The 20,167-nt window shown below is 49.4% G+C and carries 18 protein-coding genes and 2 pseudogenes; 13 read left to right on the forward strand and 7 right to left on the reverse strand.

Annotation, left to right across the window (positions count from 1 at the left end; genetic code table 11):
* The first annotated feature begins 4 nt into the window (after window positions 1–4).
* From gabT to BLO51_RS19085, 3 genes are all read left to right on the forward strand, one after another.
* Window positions 5–1,375 carry a 4-aminobutyrate--2-oxoglutarate transaminase gene (gene gabT / locus BLO51_RS19075; protein ID WP_090674398.1) on the forward strand — a complete coding sequence of 457 codons (1,371 nt, stop codon included), beginning with the start codon at window positions 5–7 and terminating at the stop codon, window positions 1,373–1,375.
* Window positions 1,376–1,405: 30 nt separating this feature from the next.
* Window positions 1,406–2,830, forward strand: a complete 1,425-nt coding sequence (locus tag BLO51_RS19080; RefSeq protein WP_090674400.1) for an aldehyde dehydrogenase family protein — start codon at window positions 1,406–1,408, stop codon at window positions 2,828–2,830.
* Between the two features lie 376 nt (window positions 2,831–3,206).
* Complete coding sequence (locus tag BLO51_RS19085) at window positions 3,207–3,410, forward strand: hypothetical protein (protein ID WP_090674401.1); 204 nt, start codon at window positions 3,207–3,209, stop codon at window positions 3,408–3,410.
* A 35-nt stretch (window positions 3,411–3,445) separates the two neighbouring features.
* On the opposite strand, the gene BLO51_RS19090 is transcribed toward BLO51_RS19085, so the two are convergent.
* Window positions 3,446–3,802, reverse strand: coding sequence for a helix-turn-helix domain-containing protein (locus BLO51_RS19090; RefSeq protein WP_090674403.1), 357 nt, complete (start codon window positions 3,800–3,802; stop codon window positions 3,446–3,448).
* A 262-nt stretch (window positions 3,803–4,064) separates the two neighbouring features.
* On the opposite strand from BLO51_RS19090, the gene BLO51_RS31245 reads away from it, so the two are divergent.
* The 7 genes from BLO51_RS31245 (at window position 4,065) to BLO51_RS19125 (ending at window position 13,100) form a co-directional block, all read left to right on the forward strand.
* Window positions 4,065–4,496: a HEPN domain-containing protein gene (locus BLO51_RS31245; protein WP_425415819.1), complete on the forward strand. Its 432-nt coding sequence runs from the start codon at window positions 4,065–4,067 to the stop codon at window positions 4,494–4,496.
* Window positions 4,497–5,026: 530 nt separating this feature from the next.
* Window positions 5,027–7,246, forward strand: coding sequence for an McrB family protein (locus BLO51_RS19105; RefSeq protein ID WP_090674408.1), 2,220 nt, complete (start codon window positions 5,027–5,029; stop codon window positions 7,244–7,246).
* Complete coding sequence (locus tag BLO51_RS19110; protein WP_090674410.1) at window positions 7,218–9,632, forward strand: restriction endonuclease-like protein; 2,415 nt, start codon at window positions 7,218–7,220, stop codon at window positions 9,630–9,632. Before BLO51_RS19105 ends, BLO51_RS19110 begins: the two co-directional genes overlap by 29 nt.
* A gap of 13 nt (window positions 9,633–9,645) precedes the next feature.
* Window positions 9,646–9,795, forward strand: a complete 150-nt coding sequence (locus BLO51_RS29335) for a hypothetical protein (RefSeq protein ID WP_167670260.1) — start codon at window positions 9,646–9,648, stop codon at window positions 9,793–9,795.
* A 71-nt stretch (window positions 9,796–9,866) separates the two neighbouring features.
* Entirely contained in the window at window positions 9,867–10,124 is a 258-nt protein-coding gene (locus tag BLO51_RS19115; RefSeq protein WP_090674412.1) for a hypothetical protein, read from the forward strand.
* Between the two features lie 71 nt (window positions 10,125–10,195).
* A complete protein-coding gene (locus tag BLO51_RS19120) occupies window positions 10,196–10,510 on the forward strand; it encodes an aspartyl protease family protein (RefSeq protein ID WP_245719736.1) in 315 nt (104 codons plus the stop codon).
* Between the two features lie 133 nt (window positions 10,511–10,643).
* Complete coding sequence (locus BLO51_RS19125; RefSeq protein WP_090674414.1) at window positions 10,644–13,100, forward strand: TOTE conflict system archaeo-eukaryotic primase domain-containing protein; 2,457 nt, start codon at window positions 10,644–10,646, stop codon at window positions 13,098–13,100.
* Between the two features lie 48 nt (window positions 13,101–13,148).
* On the opposite strand, the gene ablB is transcribed toward BLO51_RS19125, so the two are convergent.
* A complete protein-coding gene (gene ablB, locus BLO51_RS19130) occupies window positions 13,149–14,018 on the reverse strand; it encodes a putative beta-lysine N-acetyltransferase (RefSeq protein WP_090674416.1) in 870 nt (289 codons plus the stop codon).
* Between the two features lie 377 nt (window positions 14,019–14,395).
* On the opposite strand from ablB, the gene BLO51_RS19135 reads away from it, so the two are divergent.
* Entirely contained in the window at window positions 14,396–14,662 is a 267-nt protein-coding gene (locus BLO51_RS19135; RefSeq protein ID WP_090674418.1) for a YokU family protein, read from the forward strand.
* Between the two features lie 302 nt (window positions 14,663–14,964).
* Here BLO51_RS19135 and kamA read toward each other — a convergent pair whose 3' ends face one another.
* Window positions 14,965–16,386 carry a lysine 2,3-aminomutase gene (gene kamA / locus BLO51_RS19140; protein ID WP_090674431.1) on the reverse strand — a complete coding sequence of 474 codons (1,422 nt, stop codon included), beginning with the start codon at window positions 16,384–16,386 and terminating at the stop codon, window positions 14,965–14,967.
* Window positions 16,387–16,504: 118 nt separating this feature from the next.
* Window positions 16,505–17,941, reverse strand: a complete 1,437-nt coding sequence (locus BLO51_RS19145; RefSeq protein ID WP_090674420.1) for a sigma-54 interaction domain-containing protein — start codon at window positions 17,939–17,941, stop codon at window positions 16,505–16,507.
* 315 nt (window positions 17,942–18,256) lie between these two features.
* Between BLO51_RS19145 and BLO51_RS30875 the strand changes: the two genes are divergently transcribed.
* On the forward strand, window positions 18,257–18,388 hold the full coding sequence (locus BLO51_RS30875) for a hypothetical protein (RefSeq protein ID WP_281180393.1): 132 nt from the start codon (window positions 18,257–18,259) through the stop codon (window positions 18,386–18,388).
* A 188-nt stretch (window positions 18,389–18,576) separates the two neighbouring features.
* Here the strand turns inward: BLO51_RS30875 and BLO51_RS19150 are convergent, their stop codons facing one another.
* From BLO51_RS19150 to BLO51_RS31255, 3 genes and pseudogenes are all read right to left on the reverse strand, one after another.
* Window positions 18,577–19,239, reverse strand: a complete 663-nt coding sequence (locus BLO51_RS19150) for a DUF2625 family protein (protein ID WP_090674422.1) — start codon at window positions 19,237–19,239, stop codon at window positions 18,577–18,579.
* Between the two features lie 144 nt (window positions 19,240–19,383).
* A pseudogene (locus BLO51_RS31250) lies at window positions 19,384–19,565 on the reverse strand (IS1380 family transposase); the annotation flags it as partial.
* On the reverse strand, window positions 19,513–19,725 hold the full coding sequence (locus BLO51_RS31255) for a hypothetical protein (protein WP_245719737.1): 213 nt from the start codon (window positions 19,723–19,725) through the stop codon (window positions 19,513–19,515). The pseudogene BLO51_RS31250 and the gene BLO51_RS31255, both read right to left, overlap by 53 nt.
* Window positions 19,726–20,002: 277 nt before the next feature.
* Here BLO51_RS31255 and BLO51_RS30455 point away from each other — a divergent pair.
* Window positions 20,003–20,167: pseudogene (locus BLO51_RS30455) on the forward strand (IS4 family transposase); the annotation flags it as partial.

The raw sequence follows: 20,167 nt of genomic DNA on the forward strand, positions 1-20,167 counted from the left end.
ACCAATGACAGCCCAACGAAAATTCGTATCGGTTGCTGCCGAATTGCCGGGAGCGAAGACAAAAGCGCTTTTGGAGCGGAGACAGCAAACGGTATCCAAGGGAGTAGGTAACAACCATCCTTTGTTTGTCGAGAGAGCGCAGGGGGCGCTGCTGTACGATGTGGATGGCAACGTGTTCCTGGACTTCGTCGGCGCGATCGGCACCATCAACGTGGGCCACAGCCCGGCCGAGGTCGTAGACGCCATCAAGGCGCAGGCGGAAAAATACATTCATACGTGCTTCCATGTCGGAATGTATGAGCCATATGTGGCGTTGGCGGAAAAGCTCGCCGAGATCACCCCAGGCGATTTTGCGAAAAAAACCGTGCTCTTGAACAGCGGCGCGGAGGCGGTTGAGAACGCCGTGAAGATCGCGCGGAAATATACAGGCAGAACGGGCATTGTCTCGTTCACTCGCGGCTTTCACGGCCGGACCCTGCTCGGCATGTCCTTGACCAGCAAAGTGAAGCCGTACAAATACCAAATGGGGCCGTATGCCCCGGCGATTTATAAAGCGCCTTTTCCGTATCCGTACCAACGTCCCGCGTCGATGACCGAAGAAGAGTACGGGGACTTTTGCCTGAAGCAGTTCGAGGACTTCCTGCTGACCGAGGTCGCCCCGGAAGAGCTGGCGGCGGTCATTATGGAGCCGGTGCAGGGCGAGGGAGGCTTCATCGTTCCGCCGAAATCGTTCGTGCAGGGCGTCTTTCAGATTTGCAAGAAGCATGGTATTTTGTTTATTGCCGATGAAATTCAGACCGGCTTCGGGCGAACTGGAGAAATGTTCGCTTCGACGTTGTTCGAGATCGAGCCGGATCTTATCACGCTTTCCAAATCGATCGCCGCAGGTCTTCCGATCAGCGCCGTTGTCGGCAAAGCGGAGATTATGGACGCCCCGAACCCGGGCGAAATCGGCGGAACCTACGGCGGCAGCCCGCTCGGTTGCGCGTCGGCATTGGCGGTCATCGAGATGATGCAGCGTGAAGACCTGCCGGGAAAATCGCGGGTCATCGGCGAGACGATTCGCAATCATTTCCACAAGCTGCAGGATGAGTTTAAAATCATCGGAGACATTCGCGGCTTAGGCGCGATGTGCGCTGTGGAGTTTGTCGATCCGGCGAACGGCAAGCCGGTAAAAGAGTTCGTTGCAGCTTTGCTGCAAGCTTGTTACCGAAAAGGAGTGGTCCTGCTCGGCGCAGGAGTTCACAGCAATATTGTCCGTTTCTTGACCCCGCTGGTCATCACGGAGGAGCAACTGCAAGAAGGGCTCGACATTATCAGCGAAGCTATGGCGGAGCTGAGTGCCGTATCGGCTGGCGCGGGCAAGGCGGACTGATCGTATCGCATAAGGAGGCGGATTCACTTCATGAAAAAGCATGCATTCATCGACGGAACCTGGGTTGAAACGAAAAACTACACCCCGCTGCACTCGCCGTACTCCAAAGAGAAGTTAGCCGAAATCGCTTCGGCCGACCTCGCGGAGACCGAGCTGGCGATCGAAGCAGCAGTCCGCTGCAAGTCGGTCATGCGAAGCATGCCAGCCCACCAACGGGCTCGCATTCTGGAAACCGTGTCCCACCTGCTGGAACAGCGCCGCGAAGAAGCGGCCCGCCTCATCGCGCTGGAAGCCGCTAAGCCGATCAAAGCCGCTTTGATCGAGGTGGACCGCACGATCCAGACGTATAAGCTGGCCGGCGAGGAAGCGAAACGGATTCACGGCGAAACCTTGGCGATGGACGCCGTTCCCGGAGGAGAAGGGCGTTTCGCTTATACCGTAAGAGAGCCGCTGGGCGTGGTCGGGGCGGTCACTCCGTTCAATTTCCCGATGAATCTGGTCGCCCACAAGCTGGGCCCGGCGATTGCCGCGGGCAATACGGTCGTCCTGAAGCCTGCGGGCCAGACGCCGTTATCCGCGTTCTTCATCGCGGAGCTGTTTATGGAAGCCGGGCTTCCCGCCGGCGCTCTGAACGTCGTCACCGGCGCCGGCAGAGTCATCGGCGATAAAATCGTCGAGGACCCCCGCGTCGATGTCATTACGTTCACGGGAAGCCCGTCTGTCGGCAAGAGCATCCGCGCGAAAGCCGGATTGAAGCGGGTCACGCTGGAACTGGGCTCCAACTCCGCGGTTATCGTGGACAGCGACGCCCGGATCGATTCCATTATTGCACGCTGTGTCACAGGCGCTTTCTCGTTCCAGGGCCAAGTCTGCATCTCCTTGCAGCGGGTGTACGTGCTGGAGGACAGGTATGACGAATTTGTCGAGAAATTCGTCGCAGCTGCCAAGCAGCTCAAGCTTGGAGACCCGCTGGATGCCGAGACGGACTTGTCCGCGATGATCTCCGAACGCGAAACGGAGCGGGCCGTGGCATGGATTAAGGAAGCCGAGCAGCAGGGAGCAACTGTTGCAACGGGGGGAACGATGGAAGGCGGGATTCTCTCGCCGACGGTGCTGCTGAACGTCTCTCCTGACGCGCAAGTGTCCTGCAAGGAAGTGTTCGCCCCGATTGTGCTGATCAATAAGGTCCGCTCGGTGGAAGAAGCGGTAGACTGGGTCAACCATTCCGTCTACGGGCTTCAGGCCGGGATTTATACCGATAACCTGCACACGGCCATGAACGCGATCGATAAGCTGCATGTCGGTGGCGTCATGATCAACGACATTCCGACCTTTCGGCTCGATCACATGCCCTACGGCGGCGTGAAAGAAAGCGGCGTCGGACGCGAAGGCGTCAAGTATGCGGTGGAGGAATTGACAGAGCTGAAGCTGGTGGTGTTTAACCGGAGTCGGTAAGGTGGGAAGGAACTAATCAAGATTGCTGTCGATTTGCATCTGCAAGGAATTGTGTATCCTGAGGACGCTACTGATTAGGCTGAAACGCCTATGAGTAGTGTCCTCTTTAGTTATTTTCAAAAGGAGTTGTCAGATCGGGAAGTTTTTTGAGGAAAGATTTCTTTCATTATTCGTAGAATTATCTTTAACACAGCTTAACCAAGTTGAATATGCCACTCTGATAAGTGAAAAATATTATATTTTACACTTATATTGGGATTCCGATTTTTTCTATGATTTCATAAACTTATTTTAAGTTGATTTTACTAAACATGAACATAAAAAACACTATCGGGTCTAGGGTTAGAAAAAAGATTGAAAAAAGAGGTGATACGATATGAACGGATCAAAAATCCGATGGCTACTCCCGGATGACGAATACATTGAAAATCAGGTTAGCAATATAGTAGAGTTTTTGCCGCTTCTTCAAATGGTAAATGCCGTCTCGTACAAAGCCTTGAGCTACAAAGTCGCTCATATTGAATTGATTCTTGACGACGAAATGTACATTTCCGTCGTTCTTGAAGGAGCGGCGAAATAGGATTATCTATAAAAGATAAGGTTAAAACGAAGCGATTATTTGTTTGACTTGTTATCATAGCGCTCGAAAATTTCAAGTAGAACATTCCTTGCCATGTCCAGATCTCGCGAATCACGATTTTTCAATATAGTTAGAATCTCTTTAATCCGGGATTCGTTTTCTGTAAGGTCTTCATACTCCCGAACGTATGAAAAAAGTTGATGTACGCCAACATTCAGAGCTTTTGCTATTTTTTCGAGATTGATCAATGAAATATTTCTCTCTGCTCTCTCCACGAATCCAATGTAACTAGGATTAAACCCGGATTTTTCAGCCAGAGCTTCTTGAGATAACCCTCTCGATTTTCGAATATCTCTGATCCTTGTGCCGACCAACTTGAGAATTTCCGACATCTCTACACCTCTTTCTACTAGAAGTGTAGGTAAATTTTGTTCAAGAAATAACTCATCGTTAGTAAGTAATCTGAATATAAAACTACTATATAGTAAGATTTCGGTGTATAATGACTCCGAGTGATTGGAATTTATTGTTTGTTTGAGGGGCGGAGCTCGAAAGTGAGGTATTTTGGTTAGGAAATCCTTTGTTGGATGTCTGCCAGGAGGGGATCAGAAGTTGGCTCTAAATAATCTATTTGGCTGGTCGAATCTATCCAGCATGCATAACCATCCATTTTATTTGTCGTCAAGTTTGCAATACTGGCATGAAAAATCCCAAAGACACATGGAGATGGCTGTGGCATTCCTACACCATGGAATGTACGAGGAGTGTTTCTCTTTTGTTGGTATGGCAGTGGAAGCTATGCTCAGAGCGTTCTATATTGAGATTAACGGCCAACTTGTACATGCTCAGCCTTCATACGAAATCTTAATAAAAACGCTCCGGTCATACGGCGAGGTGGATTTGGATACGGAGCTATTTTTATATTCTATCCTTGAGCTTGCCAGTCATTACAATAGCTTCATCACAAGTCCGCCGACCGAGGAATGTGTACGAAAGCTTTTACTTAGAATCGATAAAATTTTGCACTATCTATCGGTAAAGATAGGGGACGATCCTAAATGGTCATATCATCGTATTTTGACTTAAACTTCGAGAAGAAGCGGAATCTTGTGAAGACCATGCTAATCCTCCCTATCCTCCAAGATCTGATCAATGATTAATAAGTGTTGTGTAATCCGCTTCTTCCGATAATGCTTGCACCAATTCTGTACGATAGATAACAAAAACAAAGAAGTGACAATAACAGTGATTGGAGCAAAAGACCCAAAAATCGATGAAAATAATTCATTAATGCTGCTTTCATCAGATGACGTGGTAGATCCACTTGATTCCAACTCTTCGTGTGCTGCGCAATCGGACCTTCTAGACGTGACTTGAACATCTCTAATAGAATGGCTTCAATCGTTACGAATAAACAATCGATAATGATTACAATCAGTGTAGTTTGACCCATGGTTGACCTCCGAAAATGGAAGAAGATACATACACTATACGATATAAAGGACTTTGGTTCTAATAATTTTGCATAGATACAGGAAAATGTAAATATCTGTCGAATGTATCTGAAGAGCGGAAAAACCGCTCTTTTTTCTATATCCTCTTATGGAGGCGTCATCATGATAAAGAAGGTCCGTAGCTGGTCTAAAGATAGCAGTATCCTTAACTTGATTGGTAAGAAAAAAGTTGATTGGTCGGTGTTCGAATACGGTTCGCATATTCCTATTGAATTTCATATTGACTTTATCGAAGCGAACGGCAGCGAGAAGATTGAAGTTGGCAAGAGTAAGAGGATACAGCTTATATTCGGGACGCATACATACGATGCTTCGTTATCCAATATTGATCAAAGATCAGCCAATCGAGAGGCGCTACAGCTAAGATACGATTCCAACAAAGAGTTAAAAGCCTTAATGATGAGCACCTTTAAATCGACCTACGATTACATAGCCGCAGCGAGATCCAAGAGCAGTGGAAGCCCAAAAGCAGCATCAAGATCGAGAAGCAATGGAGATAGTCCAAAAGAGCAAATTAAGGTTCCAGATGAACAGGCAGAATACATCGAATTTTATGCGACGGGTGTTCCGTACCGTTATGAAATAAAGTTCATTACTGGAAACACCACACTATTAACCCAACACGATCTCCCGGGCATTTGGTGGGTAAATCAAGGGGCTACACTATCCGCAGGGCAAGCGGAAGGCAATCTATGGGCGCCGCTCAAAGCGAGCAATGGACGCGCCATGTATCACTGGGACACGATGGATGAGGTGAAGGTTGGAGATATCATCCTGCACTATGCCAATGGAGCGTTGAGAAGTGTGAGCCAGGTATTTGAAGCCGCTGTGCGTGCACCTAAGCCAGCATCGTTTCAAAGTAGTGGTGATGGGTGGGAGCAGGAGGGGCGTTTAGTGCGAGTCCAGTACCATGCACTGGAGCCTGCGATCCCTTTGCAGCGATTTTCACAAGCCCTAATTCCTTTGGACATTGATCAAGGTCCGATTCATACAGGAGGGGGCGTAAAGCAGGGGTATTTGTTCCGTTTCACCCTTCAAGCGATGCAAATCATTCAAGCGAGGTCCGCAGATACGGCATGGCCCGATTTTACGAAGCTTTCAAGCGTTATAGATCCGATGAAAGGTGGGGAGCTCGTCGAGATGGAACCTATCCCAGATTCAGATGTCGCAAGTACCGTACAAATCATCCAAACCTATATCCGGCGCAAAGGCTTCCAATTTCCCGACCATCTCATCGAGAACTTCTACCTATCTCTCAAAACGAAGCCGTTCGTTATTCTCGCAGGAGTTTCGGGGACGGGCAAAACGAAGCTGGTCAAGCTGTTCGCCGAGGCGCTTGGAGCAACAAGTACTAATCGCCAGTTCACTTTAATCCCGGTACGGCCGGATTGGAGCGATCCTTCCGATCTGCTTGGCTATAAGGACTTGTCCGGCGCTTTTCGCCCCGGTCGGTTGACGGAGGTGCTGCTGGAAGCGACCAAGCCGAGCAATAGGCACAAGCCTTATTTTATTTGTCTGGACGAAATGAATCTGGCGCGGGTGGAGCATTACTTTAGCGACTTGTTGAGTGTGCTGGAGACGCAGGAATGGCACGACGGCCGTATCATGACGGCTTCGTTAATCGGGAAAGAATCGCTCACGACGGACCAAGATCAGCAGACCTTCGGAAATATGTATTTGCCGGATAACGTGTACCTCGTCGGGACGGTCAATATGGACGAGACCACGCATCCGTTCAGCAAGAAAGTATTGGACCGAGCCAATACGATCGAATTCAACTACATTAACCTGGCTCAGTACCCAGACGAGGCGTTGGCCGACGATGACGAACTGGCGACACAGGTATCCAATAGCTTTTTGCGGAGCGATTATTTGCAACTGGTTGATGTATATGGAGAGTACCGGGACCTCGTACACCGAACGACGGATATGCTGGTGAAGATCAATACCATTCTCGAAGAGATTCATTCCCATGTCGGATTCCGTATTCGGGATGCGATTTGCTTTTATCTGATATACAACGAGCGCTTCCAATTGCTTAGTGAGGACGCTGCACTGGATATGCAGCTTTTGCAAAAGATTTTGCCTCGGATTCAAGGAAGTGGGGGCTCGGTGAAGCGAGCGTTGTTGCAATTGATGGAGGTGGCACTGGATAAGAGCCTGCCAATTCAGAAGATGATGGACGATCCGACGGAACCCAATTTCAAGTGGAATGCCGGATCATCGTCCGAGATCGTGAGATACCCGCAAAGCGCGCGGAAAATAGCCTTTATGTTGCGGAGGTTGGAGGAAGATGGGTTCACCTCATACTGGCTCTCTTAATCAGAACGTGGAGCTTCTACGCGTGGAGACGAATCTGTTCGACCTCTATATCAAAGGCAAACCGTTTCATCCGGCGGTGGAGACGCTACAGCTTCATCGCAATGAGGGGGAGGAATGGGTGAGCGCTCATTTTCATGTAGCCGCTCCGTCCGTGTCGGTAGCTATCGAATCGATGGCTGTCTTTTCCCCGGTAACGAAGGAACTGGTGCCGTGGGGCCAAGGAGATCATGGTTATCCGATCTTTTTCGAGACTCAGTACTATGAGCTGGTCATCGAGAAGAAGCAGGAGGTCGAGCTGACCTTTTACCATGAGAACGTTCATTTACGTGAAGCGGTGAAGCCTCTGGGCAAGAGCCAAAAGATTCTGTCCGGCATTCTCAATTTTCAGAACGAAGTCGGGCATACCGAGCTGGAGCTGCGCGTGCATGGGCAGACTGTGATGCAGCTTCAACTGGAGATTTTTCCGATCAAGATGGATTACAAGCGCGACTACGAGATGATCCTAAAGGACGTGAACGAGCAGATATATAATCTGTCCTTTGACTTCTTGCGGAAGACGTATCACCTGACGGGGCTCAGGGAGACGAAGAATCAGAGCTTGACGGAGTTTTTCACAATCCTCCAGCATGTGTTCACGCAGCTCATACAAGCCGTGGAGCGGATCAAGCAGGCGCCTCATACTCAGCTTCAAGTGGACAAGCGAGTCGTTGACGCGGCGCGAGTGAAGAAAGCGGGCAAAGAAAACGTCGCATTTCTGGTGAAGCGGCCTCATTTGCTCCGTCCGGACGAGCGACTCGGTTTTATTCCTGTTCAAGGGCAGCAGATGGTCCCGAGCCATGTGCTGGAGACAAAGCGGCAGGTACATTACAACACGCCTGAGAATCGGTTCGTGCGTTGGGTGCTGCTGCGCATCCAGCAGAAGCTGAAAGGGCTGAAAAAGCGTCTGTCCGAAAAAGGCCGCGACCGCGATCCACAGTTGTTGACGCGTCTAGAGCTTATGCAGACACAGCTTCAGCGGGTGCTGGCGCATGATTTTCTGAACGTAGGCGACATGACGCATATGTCTGTTTCGCTAGTGCTTCAGATGGCGCCGGGTTACCGGGAGGTATACCGTTATTATCTGATGCTGATGAAGGGTTTGTCGATCCAGAGCGATTTGTTCCGTCTGTCCATGAAGGACTTGGCGAAGCTTTACGAGTACTGGTGCTTCTTGAAAATCCACCATTTGCTGAGCAAAAAGTACGAATTGTTGAACCAGGACATCATTCGCGTGAACCGGACGGGGTTATTTGTGACGCTGGATAAAACGCAGCAAGCGAGGATGGAATACCGCAACCCGAGCAATGGGGAAGTGTTTACGTTGTTCTATAATGCTCTGCCGAGCGGAGATACGAGCCCGACCTTGGCTCAGCGGCCGGACAATGTATTAACTCTTAAGAAGAAGGATGCTGCTGCGGAGTACAAATATATTTTTGACGCGAAATACCGCTTGAACCCGGCTTACGAAGGCACGTCGTATTACAAAAAATACCGGATGCCCGGGCCGGAAGAGGAAGACATCAATACGATGCACCGTTACCGGGACGCCATCGTGTATATGGACAAGCAGGAGCACGAATACGAGCGAAGCATGTTCGGGGCTTATGTGCTGTTTCCGTACCCCGACGAAGAGCGGTTCCAGGAGCATAAGCTGTACAAAAGCATCGAGCTGATTAACGTAGGAGCGTTCCCGTTTTTACCGAATGCAACTTCGTTGATGGAGCGGTTTTTGGATGAAATTATTTTGGACAGCCCGGAAAAAGCCTACGAACGCTCTACGCGGCCGCGGGGAACGAAGCAGTATTACCAAGATCGTCTGGTCGGGAAGAATGTGCTGGTCGGCTCGTTAAGGGAGGTTTCGCAGCTAGAGGTAGCTCGGAAGCATCGCTTTTACCACGTGCCGCTGGAGAATATTTCGGATCATAAAATTTTGAGTCAGATCGAGTATGTCGCCGTTTGTCAGTCTCGGAAGAAGTTCGGATCGGAGGGGGAGACAGGGATTCAATGGTACGGCAAGGTTATGGATTGGAAGGTGCTGCGGCGTAAAGAGATCACCGAGAGGCCGGCGAGACAAGGGACGGAAGAGCAGTTGTACGTAAAGTTCACTGTGGAGGAGTGGCTGCGGCGGGAGAAACCGATTCAGCTTGGCGGACACAGGATTTATAGGTTGCTGTATACGTCGAAGTATTTGTTCGATCGGGCGCTGAACATTGCGGAGCTGAAGTTGGATAGCGCAACGGATTTGAAGGAGTGGCGCGAGAAGCGCAGGCACGGGCAGGTTCACGTGAAGCTGGATAACGAGCATGTGGACTTGGCGCAATCGGTGCTGGGGATGGAGCTTAGGTGAGGGGGAGAGCAGGATGGAACCGGTATCCATCGCTAAGGAAATCCGTTCAAATCCAGATCTTAAACTAATGATGGATCAAAGCATGGAAGCATATAAGCATGGAAAAGCCATAATTACATCCGAGTTTGTAAAACTATTGTCTCCTGCTGATTTTACAAAATGAATTCAACGATTAAGGTAACTGAGGTTCTATGTTATAATGATTTTAACTTTTATTGTAAGGGGCTGCATGAAATGAAATGGTCGGAGGTTTGTAACCATTACCCCAGTCGTTTTGTCCTGGTGGAAGCCCTCAAGGCTGTATCAAACAATTGCGTACGGACAATTGAAGAAATGACGGTTGTGAAAGAATACGATAACCCTATGCAGGCTTGGGAAGGATATAAACACTACCATAAGGAAAATCCCGAACGTGAATTTTATGTATTCCATACCAGTAAACAGGAAATTGAAGTTATCAAGGAATACTTTACAGGGATTCGTAGATCATGATGAGACTTAGACTGGAACATGGTCTTCCGTTGGTTTCATTTTCATGCACATGTCAAGAGAAGACCATTGAAATGAGCAATGTTTCGTTTGATACAGGATGTGCTTCCACCATATTTGATACGGATTTATTGGCAAAGATCGGACTATACCTTGATATGATCAATGGAACTGCCAAACGGATGTATGGTGTTGGCGGTGCGAGTGAGTTATGCTATGGACAAATTGTGGAAAGCTTACAAATTGGAAACATCATGTTACCATCTTTTAAAGTCCAGTTGGGTATGACAAGAGAACCCTATGGTTTTGATGGAATCCTGAGTATAGATTTCATGACAGCGGTTGGGCTTAAGGTTGACTTCAAAACTATGAATATCGAGCATTCATAAACAAACCCTATCTTAATGGATGGGGTTTTCTCTGTTTTGTTCATCAGTAAAAAATGGATATTTATGTATTTACTGTGTTACAATGTTTAATAGACTTCTCATTGTTTTTAGCACTGTATTATACGGAGGGAACATGGAAGAACTTGAAAACAAGCTTGCGCTCGCACTACAAGAAATTGAACGACTCAGGCTTGAAAATCAGCAGCTCAAGCAAAAATTACAGTTGTTTGCAACGGAAGAACGATTACAAAATTTAAGCGCTACAAATACCATACCCGAGTTCCCTCCATCCGATGTAGTCCAAGAACCTGTGCCTGTTCGTTCCCATAAAAATGAAAAAGGGAGCGTTCATAATTACTCTACGCCCGACGAGAAGATTGCTTTGTTCCGCAGTCTGTTCCGTGGACGGGAAGATGTGTACCCGGTCAGATGGGAAAGCAAGAACGGAAAGTCAGGCTATTCTCCAGCCTGCCAACGTGAGTGGTCCGTGGTTTGCAAAAAGCCGCAAATCAAATGCTCGGAATGCTCTCATCGGGAGTTCCTGCCTGTAACGGATGAGGTGGTCGCAGGACACTTGGATGCCAAGGTAAATCGAATCATCGGGGTGTACCCGATGCTTACAGATGAAACCTGCTGGTTTCTGGCAATCGATTTTGACAAACAAAATTGGCAGCAGGATGCCAGCGCAGTGATGAAAACATGCAGAGAAATGAACGTCCCGGCCGCTTTGGAAAGGTCTCGTTCTGGGAATGGAGGCCATGTATGGATTTTTTTCGAGCAGCCGACTGAAGCAAGCCTTGCTAGAAAGCTCGGCTGTGCTCTCTTGACTAAAACCATGGAGAGAAGACATCAGCTCGGTTTGGGATCGTATGATCGCTTGTTTCCGAATCAGGATACATTACCCAAAGGCGGCTTTGGCAATTTGATCGCTTTGCCGTTGCAAGGAGCTCCTCGTAAGGAAGGTAACAGTGTCTTTGTAGATGAATACTTCCTGCCATATGAGGATCAGTGGAGCTTTCTATCTACACTGCCTAGGATGACCTTAGCCGAAGTTGAAAAAGTGGTTCGGGAAGCTGCGCACAATGAGGCCTTGCTGAATGTCGGTCATTGGGGTGAAGATAATGATGAGGCCAAGCCTTGGGATCAAGCTGCGTTTTCATCTGATGATCGAGAGCAATTCGAGTTACCCCCAACCGTCAAAATTGTGCTAGCCAATATGATATATATCGAGAAAAATGGTTTGCCAGTCAAGATGTTGAACCACCTTCAGCGATTAGCTGCTTTTCAGAATCCCGATTTTTATAAAACACAGGCCATGCGCTTACCGACTTACGGGAAGCCGCGTGTTATCGGTTGCTCGGAGGATTTTCCTAACCATATTGCGCTTCCGAGAGGATTGTATCAAAAGGTTATTCATCTGTTTAATCGACATCAAGTCGAACTGTTGATCACCGACGAGCGTAATACGGGAAAGCATGTTGATGTGGTTTTTCTCGGAAAACTTTCCATGCTGCAAGATACCGCGGCAAGATCGATCTTGGCTCATGATACAGGAATTCTTTCGGCTACGACTGCTTTTGGAAAAACGGTAGTAGCCGCTTCCATCATTGCTTCTAGACAGGTAAATACGCTGATTCTTGTCCATAGGCGGGAATTGATGGATCAATGGAAGGAGAGACTCAGCACTTTTTTGAATCTGAGCCCCAAGGATATTGGAGTCATCGGCGGCGGGAAGGAAAAGCGCACTGGCTGTGTCGATATCGCTATTATCCAGAGTTTGAATCACAAGGGACAGATCAAAGACTATCTGGCTGAGTATGGTCAGATTATTGTAGATGAGTGTCATCATGTTTCTGCTTTCAGTTTTGAGCAAGTTCTAAAAAAGGCAAAGGCGAAGTATGTCGTTGGACTGACGGCTACGCCAGCCCGTCAGGATGGTCACGAACCAATTGTGTTGATGCAGTGTGGCCCGATTCGAATCAAAATTGATCCGAAGTCACAAGCGCTAGCTCGCGGAATGGAGCACAAAGTAATCCCGAGATATACAACCTTCAAAATTCCTGGTGAATCAGGGCATTTGAAAATACAAGATATCTATCAGATGCTCATCGATGACGAAAGCAGAAATGAATTAATTTTTGATGATTTGCTCAAATGTTTGGACCAAGGAAGGTCTCCTATCTTGCTCACGGAGCGAACGGCTCATGTCGAATATTTTGAAAATCGATTGAAAAAGTTTGCCAAAAACGTGATTGTGTTGCGTGGTGGAATGGGCAAAAAACAGCGGGAAGCACTTCGTGAGAAGATTGCGAGTATTGGGGATTCAGAGGAAAGGGTATTTATAGCAACTGGAAAATTGATCGGTGAAGGCTTTGATGATGCGAGGCTGGATACTTTATTTCTCGTCCACCCGATCTCTTGGAAAGGAACGCTCCAGCAATATGCGGGACGATTGCATCGTTCACATAGTAATAAAAAGGATGTACAAATCTACGATTATGTCGATCTTCAGGTGCCACTACTGATGAGTATGTATAAGAAAAGGATTAAAGGTTATCGAACAATGGGGTACAGCGGTATGGAACTGTAGGGTTATTAAAAAAACTTCCTCCACATGAAAGGGAAGGCCTAGCTTCCGCTAAGTCCTTCCCTCCCCGAGGTCTTTAACCCATAGATTCATATCCTCGAATTTATCGTAAATCTCGACGCTTTTCGTCAGCCGGCCGTAGTAACGGTACCCCATCTGCCCGAGGGCGGCATTCATGCCGAACGAAAGGGCTCTCGCCAGTGAATAGGCGCAATAGATGTTCCTGCTGCGCAATTCCTCCTCCAAAGCATAAATGATCACTCTCATGAGTCCCAGCTTGCGGTAAGCGGGGAGCGTAGCACAATCCGTAATTTCCGCATTGCGGTACGCTTCGTTGATTTCCGCCGAGGCGGCGCTGATCAGCAGGCCTGCTTGTTTCACGATATAAAAGACGGTGCCCTCCCGAATGACCTTTCCGACATACCAAGTCTGGCTCATAGGTGTTGGGTACGTTTGAAATACTTGGCCGTACAAAGCGGCAAGTGCCTCGGCATCTTCCGGCTCGGCGATGCGCAGCGTACAGTCTGCGGGGACCTGCGGGTATTCCGGCTTCAAGGGGAGCTGAAGCACTTGCCCCAGAATGTGATCTTCCTCGATCCAGTAATCGCTGGTCCGGCGCTCCAGATCGAAGTAGACGGCCATACAATAGGCGTCGCTGCCAAGAAAGTAGCCTTTATAGATCCCTTCTAGCATGCAGCCTTTGGATAAAAAGGCTGGCCAATCTTCTTCGCGCGACTTGACGAAGGCTTTGGTTAACGCATGCTGGCTGGCAAGCTCGCACATACGCCCGTAAATAGCATCAATATTTCCCCGGTAATCGTCTATCCGTATCCTTTTGTTAAAAAAATCGAGGCAGACATGCATCTCGTAATCGCGTCCCTGCTCGACTTGATTGGTATAGTAAGCTTGTTCTTCCAGCATTTTTTTCCTCCTCCAAGCTTTCCGTAGGAAAGCTACTTCGTAAGCGTATACAGAGCTTTTCGTAGAAAAGCTGACTTCGTAAGCATAGGCTTAGCTTTCCGTAGGAAAACTGATTCGTAAATCCATCTCACCCGAGCGGTCCATCCCTAAGTTTAAAGCAAAAACAGAGCTAATGCGAGAGGGGATCACGTCTATTCTCCCGGCGGACAAAAAGTTTTGCTGCAAAATGATGGCGAAGTGCAAAATATTTTGCGGCATTGTATGCTTTTCACCCGGTCCATAAGGTTATTTCGTTCCTAGTCCTAAGTTGGCATCAACTTTGCTTATATACAATATGGTAAAAATAATAACAACCTGGAGAGGGGAGAGAAGGAACGATGAAATGTATGTGGTGCGATGCGGAACCGATCCGCGAGAGCGTAAAAGATTGCTATTGGGTGGCGCCGGACGGGAAAACGGCGGTGCAGATTCTGGAAGCTCCGGCGTTGGATTGTCCTAACTGCGGACAATACGTTACCGAAAACATGTCGCAGCGAATCGAAGAGGCGCTTTATTTGAACGATTTCTCCGCGCTGGGAAGTAAGTTCCGTTACGAAGAGCTGATGAACGCGCCGCGAATCAACAAATTTTCAAGCAAGGGTTAAATAGGAACGTACTTGCTGCCCACGCAGCCCGAATAAAGCCCTCGACGCTCCCTGGTGGAATGCGCGAGGGCTGATTCGCTTGCCCGGACGTTTTGCGCCAGAGGTCGACCGCCCGCTGTACTACAACAAAACGCGCTCCGAGAGAGGCTTACGTTGGTAAAACTCCCGGTGGCCTTCGGAAAAAACGCCCAGCAGACTGGCCCCCGCACAGCCCTTACACCATGTCGGAATCCTTGCACGGCGCCCCACCCGCCAAGTACCCCAGCGGGGGAGCCGCCCAAGCTCCCCCTATCACCAACGCCTCAAGATTCCGCGTTCGAAGCATTCTCCTTTTGCTTCACCGCTTTGATCAGCTTTTCCTTCATTTCATCCCGCTTTTGCCGGCGGTCTTTCAGCGAGGTGTGCTCGGAAGCTTCTTCATACGATTTTCTGCGACCGATGCGGTGCAAGTTTTCCGGCACCAGGTTGAATTTTTCATCCTTTATGAGGGCAATAATTCCGGTGCTTGCTGGTGCTTGCTGGATGCCGTAAATTTCGTTGAAATATTCATCGGCGCGGCCCGGGACATAATTTTTCGGCTCCGGGTACCCGACGATAACGCCTTCATAGTTGCGCAGGATGACTTTATCCTGGCTTTGCGAGATCAAATAGTTCGGCTGCAGCGCGATTTTTCCGCCGCCTCCGGGGGCGTCGACGACGAAGGTCGGGACGGCATAGCCCGAAGTATGGCCGCGCAGCGCCTCGATAATCTCCAGCCCTTTGGACACGGGCGCCCGGAAATGGCCGATGCCTTCGGACAAATCGCATTGGTAAATATAGTAGGGGCGGACGCGGATTTTGACCAGGTCGTGCATGAGCTTTTTCATAATATGCGTGCTGTCGTTAATGCCCGCCAGAATGACCGCCTGATTCCCCAGCGGAACGCCCGCGTTGGCCAGCATTTCGCAAGCCTGCTTCGCCTCGGTCGTAATTTCCAAGGGATGATTGAAATGTGTGTTCAGCCATACCGGATGGTACTTTTTCAGGATGTTGCACAGGTTTTCCGTAATGCGCTGCGGGAAGACGACCGGAGCCCGCGTACCGATCCGGATAATCTCGACGTGGGGGATCGCTCGCAAATTTTTCAATATATATTCCACAATGTTGTCGTTGATGAGCAAACCGTCGCCCCCGGACAGGAGTACGTCGCGGACTTCCGGCGTACGGCGGATATAGTCGATGGCGTCGTCTAGCTGCTTCTTAGGCACCCCCATGCCCACTTGGCCCGAGAAGCGGCGGCGTGTACAGTAACGGCAGTACATCGAGCATTGGTTGGTCACCAGAAACAGCACCCGGTCCGGGTAACGGTGGGTTAAGCCCGGCGTCGGGGAATCTTCGTCCTCGTGGAGCGGGTCCTCCAGATCGTATTTCGTCTTCAGCAGCTCGGCGGAGATCGGAACCGACTGCAAGCGGATCGGGCAGCGGGGATCGTCCGGGTGCATAAGCGAAGCGTAATACGGCGTTATATTCAATGGAATCGTTTGCGTCGAAATGCGCACGCCTTCCTCTTCCTCGGGAGTCAAATTCACGACCTGCTTCAACTCGTCCAAGGTGCGGATTGTGTGCGTCAACTGCCACAGCCAATCGTTCCACTGTTCCTCCGTCACGTCTTTCCACAGTTCGACGTCTTTCCAGTGCCGTTTGCTGCTGAGAGGGGGAACGTTTGCTTTGCTTTGCGGGTCCATCATCGGTACGCTCATCGCGAACACCTCCATTAATCGTTTTCGCTAATTTAATAAGCAAAAACCGTGCCAATATTGGGAGGTGCTGGGCCCATGCCGATCTGGAAAAAGATAACTCGCGCTACGGCTTCCTCGCGATTCCGTACCGGTTCAGCTTGTACTGCAAGGCCTGCCGCTTGATCCCCAAGGCTTGCGCGGCAAGGCTGATGTTGTAGCCGTGATGCTTGAGTGCGTCGACGATCGCATCCCGCTCCATCTGCTTCATCCGGTCGGTTAACTTCCCCGCCGGGAACGCGGTGAGGTCCGGCTTCCGCAGAGAGGGGACCGGCACGGGACTGGGAGTCTCCCTCAGATTCGTAGGCAGATGATGCTCCTCAAGGATCTCCTCTTCCGGCTCGATCATATTGAAGGCAGATTCGATGGCATGCCCCAATTCGCGAACGTTGCCGGGCCAGACGTAAGCCATGAATTGCCGCATGGCGGAAGGAGCCAGTCCCGTAATTTTCATGCCGAACATCGGATTGAACTTCTCGATAAAATGCTGCGCAAGCAGCAGAATATCCTCTTGCCTTCGCAGCAGCGAGGGAAGCTGGAGGTTGACGACATTGAGCCGGAAAAAGAGGTCGTGCCGCAAAATGCCTTTGTCCAGCGCTTCCTGCGGGTCCATGTTCATCGCTGCGACGATTCTGACGTTCACCTGCTGCTCCGTCGTCCCCCCGATTCGCCGCACGATGCCGTCCTGCAGCACCCGCAGCAGCTTGGCCTGAAGCAGCAGATCCAAGCTGTTGATCTCGTCCAGAAACAGCGTACCGCCGCTGGCCTGCTCGAACAAGCCCGCACGGTCCACCGCTCCGGTGAACGCGCCTCGGGTCGTTCCGAACATGATGCCCTCCATCAGGTCGCCGGGCACGGCGGCGCAGTTCTGTGCGATGAACGGATGATTGCGGCGAACGCTCGCATTGTGCATGCTCTGGGCAAACAACTCCTTACCCGTGCCCGTAGCCCCGCAGATGAAGACGGGGGAGCTGGAGCGGGACGCTTTTTTGGCTATAGAAACCGCTTCCAGAAACGCCGGGCTTTGCCCGATCAGATCGCTGAAATGATAGCGGGCCGTGCCCGTCTTTTTGCCGTCCTTCTGCTTGGCTTGGTATAGCTGGTGGCGCAGGTCCAGAATTTGGTCGTGAAGCTGAACGATGCTGGTAATGTCCTTGGCGACCTCCAAAGCTCCCGTGAGCTTGTTGTTATCGAAGAGCGGATACGTGCGGTTGATGGTCGTAATGCGTTTGCCCGTGACGTTGACGTAGGTCTGTATTTTTTCGGGCACCTCTTGTCCGGTCTGCAGCACCTTGGCCAGCGTGCTCGTTTCGTGGGTTAAGGAAGGGTAGACGTGAAAAATATTTTTATGCAGCACCTGCTTCCGCGCAAGGCCGTCGATCTCCGCCATTTTGTCGTTATAAAAGACAGTCGTGCCTTCCCGGTTCACCAGATGGACGCCCACGTCGACCATATTTAATATTTTCTCGAAATATTGGGACCCGAATTCGTTCGGATCGGACATCAGGATCACCGCCTCCAGAAGAATCTCTCACCTAAAACCATATGGCATGTCGAATAAGAAAAGAACACCGGCCTCCTCGTGCGAATAAGGTACGGAACCATTCTACTTGATAAACACAATTTAGGCAAAATTTTGAATAGTTAGAAGGGTCATTGACGCAGGGAATTTTGCACTCGCGAAAAGCTTGGCGAAAAAATACGTGCGCCACCGAGAACCAAAGGGAGATCGCGAGGACTCTAATGGGGTGTATTGAATATGCGGGAGAGGAAGATGTACGCCACAACGGTTGCGCGGTGCACGTGCCGCAGAAGGCTTTTGCAGCAAGGCATATTCGTACGTGTAGGAGTGCGCCCGCTGAATAAGGAACTGTCGGTTCGTCTGACGACGTACACGATGCCGCAAATCGAAGTTTATAAGGAACTGGAAATGCGAATACCGATTCGTTGATGTGTTTAAAGCCGTGCGGCCCTTTGATTTAAGGGCATGCACGGCTTTTCCGTTTTACAGCGAATCGAAATAAACGACGGCGGCGAGGAGCAGGTTGGGGAATCCGATTATAAAACAATACGTTGCCCATTTCCGTCTGGCTTCTCTGTTATGGGTGTGGCTGATCCAATTATCCAATTAGCACTTTCTCATTTGAGTTTACTTTTATACGCATAAATTTTCCATAGCTCCTCGATCGGCACGACGGATCTGGCACGATCGGTAACAGGCCCGCCGTCCGCCCACAAGAACGGATAAATCGACACTCCCTGGTTTCCATCGATATGCCGAATCTCTTCCGCCCAGCCTTCCCAACGAAAAGTCTCATAAAACTTCTGCACATCGCCAAAGCAAGCCCAATATAAAAAATCCGAAAAACCCATATCCAGACTTTCCCACTCCAATGTATCGGGCGCGAAATAAAACACATCTCCCGGTTTGCCCTCGAAGGCTCCGCCGTTCAGCGCGAAAAAGCCGCCTACTACGTCGTCGGCAATTAAGAACGATGAAGGAAGTCTTGAGCTTTTTCCATCGGCGCCGATTTCATTCCACGTGATCAAATTCCTCGGCAGCCGACGACTGCCGGAGCCTAAGATGCGCAGCCAGCCGTTCTCGATGAAGATGCCGCCGGTATAATACGCAACTGTACCCAATACGGACCTGGTCGTAATTTGCAGTTGATGCAATACCTCTCTGGCTTCGTGCGGATTCGCCGGTAAAATTTCGACGGTATTGGCGGCTTTGGAAACCCAATCCTGCACTTCTAGCCACGTGGATTCCGATTCGTCAATGAGTTCATCCAACGATTTCATTGTATAGCACCTCATTTGATGTAAAGATCGAATTAACTTCGCCAAGAGTCAAATCCCGACATGCTTAAAGGAATGACGCTAGCGGCCGTTATTTTGTTGCCGTGGTCAATAAAAAAATTTCACAATTTGGAGTTAACCAAAGTTAATATCCTTAGCAAGCCGTTCGGTCCATTTGAGTTTGCCGACATAACCGATTCTTTTGCTTTCCCACATACTATAGAAGTCTTCGCCACCAAGCCTTTGTCAAACCGGGTATACTTTACCTTGCGCTCGTCAAGAAGCTTGAAGGTTTGCTGCAGGAAGTCGGTGGCGTTGGTGGAGGAGTGAAATAGAGTTGTGCGTTTTGCCGCCGGAGAGGCTGCTCATCGCTTGCGCCAGCTTGATTTTTTCGAGATAGGCCAGAAGGATTTTGACGCCTTCGAAGCTTGTTGCGTTTTGCAGTGAAAATTCGCTCTTGATTTTACTGATCGATGTGATAGACTTCACCTAAAAGGTGCTCCTCTCTTTGGCTGATGTTGTATCGACAAACACCACTCTACCAAAGATTCGGAGCCCTTTTCATGTTTTCAAAGAGTCGTACTTTCGAAATTCGGGATTAATTCTTAACTCAAACTTCGCAGAGTAAAATTGGCCATGGACCCTTGATAAATAAAGCTGCATCAGGATAAAGATCTATCCCTTGCAAAAATAGAAAAACACCGCTTTTGTTTGGTATAGTGATTGTGTCGAGCAACCCATACCATACAGAAGAGGTGTCCTCTATATGATAAAGCAAAAAGAGTCGTGCAATCAACTACCAAAAGAAATTAAACCGGCTTTCCAAGAATTGAACGTCCTCAAGCATTTAAAAGACGCAAAAATCAACAAGAAATTTGGATTTACGGCGGCATACCTTTTTCAGCTTGTTTTCGTGCTTTTGTTTCATCAG

Source organism: Paenibacillus tianmuensis (assembly GCF_900100345.1).
GTDB classification, from domain to species: Bacteria; Bacillota; Bacilli; order Paenibacillales; family NBRC-103111; genus Paenibacillus_G; species Paenibacillus_G tianmuensis.

Bases quoted from the DNA above. Each gene is read 5' to 3' on its own strand.
- BLO51_RS19110 (WP_090674410.1), top strand. From the start codon at position 7,218: ATGGGTTCACCTCATACTGGCTCTCTTAATCAGAACGTGGAGCTTCTA.
- BLO51_RS31245 (WP_425415819.1), top strand. From the start codon at position 4,065: ATGCATAACCATCCATTTTATTTGTCGTCAAGTTTGCAATACTGGCAT.
- BLO51_RS19115 (WP_090674412.1), top strand. From the start codon at position 9,867: ATGAAATGGTCGGAGGTTTGTAACCATTACCCCAGTCGTTTTGTCCTG.
- ablB (WP_090674416.1), bottom strand. From the start codon at position 14,018: ATGCTGGAAGAACAAGCTTACTATACCAATCAAGTCGAGCAGGGACGC.
- BLO51_RS19090 (WP_090674403.1), bottom strand. From the start codon at position 3,802: ATGTCGGAAATTCTCAAGTTGGTCGGCACAAGGATCAGAGATATTCGA.
- BLO51_RS29335 (WP_167670260.1), top strand. From the start codon at position 9,646: ATGGAACCGGTATCCATCGCTAAGGAAATCCGTTCAAATCCAGATCTT.
- BLO51_RS19125 (WP_090674414.1), top strand. From the start codon at position 10,644: ATGGAAGAACTTGAAAACAAGCTTGCGCTCGCACTACAAGAAATTGAA.
- BLO51_RS19150 (WP_090674422.1), bottom strand. From the start codon at position 19,239: ATGAAATCGTTGGATGAACTCATTGACGAATCGGAATCCACGTGGCTA.
- BLO51_RS19105 (WP_090674408.1), top strand. From the start codon at position 5,027: ATGATAAAGAAGGTCCGTAGCTGGTCTAAAGATAGCAGTATCCTTAAC.
- BLO51_RS19135 (WP_090674418.1), top strand. From the start codon at position 14,396: ATGAAATGTATGTGGTGCGATGCGGAACCGATCCGCGAGAGCGTAAAA.
- BLO51_RS19085 (WP_090674401.1), top strand. From the start codon at position 3,207: ATGAACGGATCAAAAATCCGATGGCTACTCCCGGATGACGAATACATT.
- kamA (WP_090674431.1), bottom strand. From the start codon at position 16,386: ATGGACCCGCAAAGCAAAGCAAACGTTCCCCCTCTCAGCAGCAAACGG.
- BLO51_RS19145 (WP_090674420.1), bottom strand. From the start codon at position 17,941: ATGTCCGATCCGAACGAATTCGGGTCCCAATATTTCGAGAAAATATTA.
- gabT (WP_090674398.1), top strand. From the start codon at position 5: ATGACAGCCCAACGAAAATTCGTATCGGTTGCTGCCGAATTGCCGGGA.
- BLO51_RS19120 (WP_245719736.1), top strand. From the start codon at position 10,196: ATGAGCAATGTTTCGTTTGATACAGGATGTGCTTCCACCATATTTGAT.
- BLO51_RS19080 (WP_090674400.1), top strand. From the start codon at position 1,406: ATGAAAAAGCATGCATTCATCGACGGAACCTGGGTTGAAACGAAAAAC.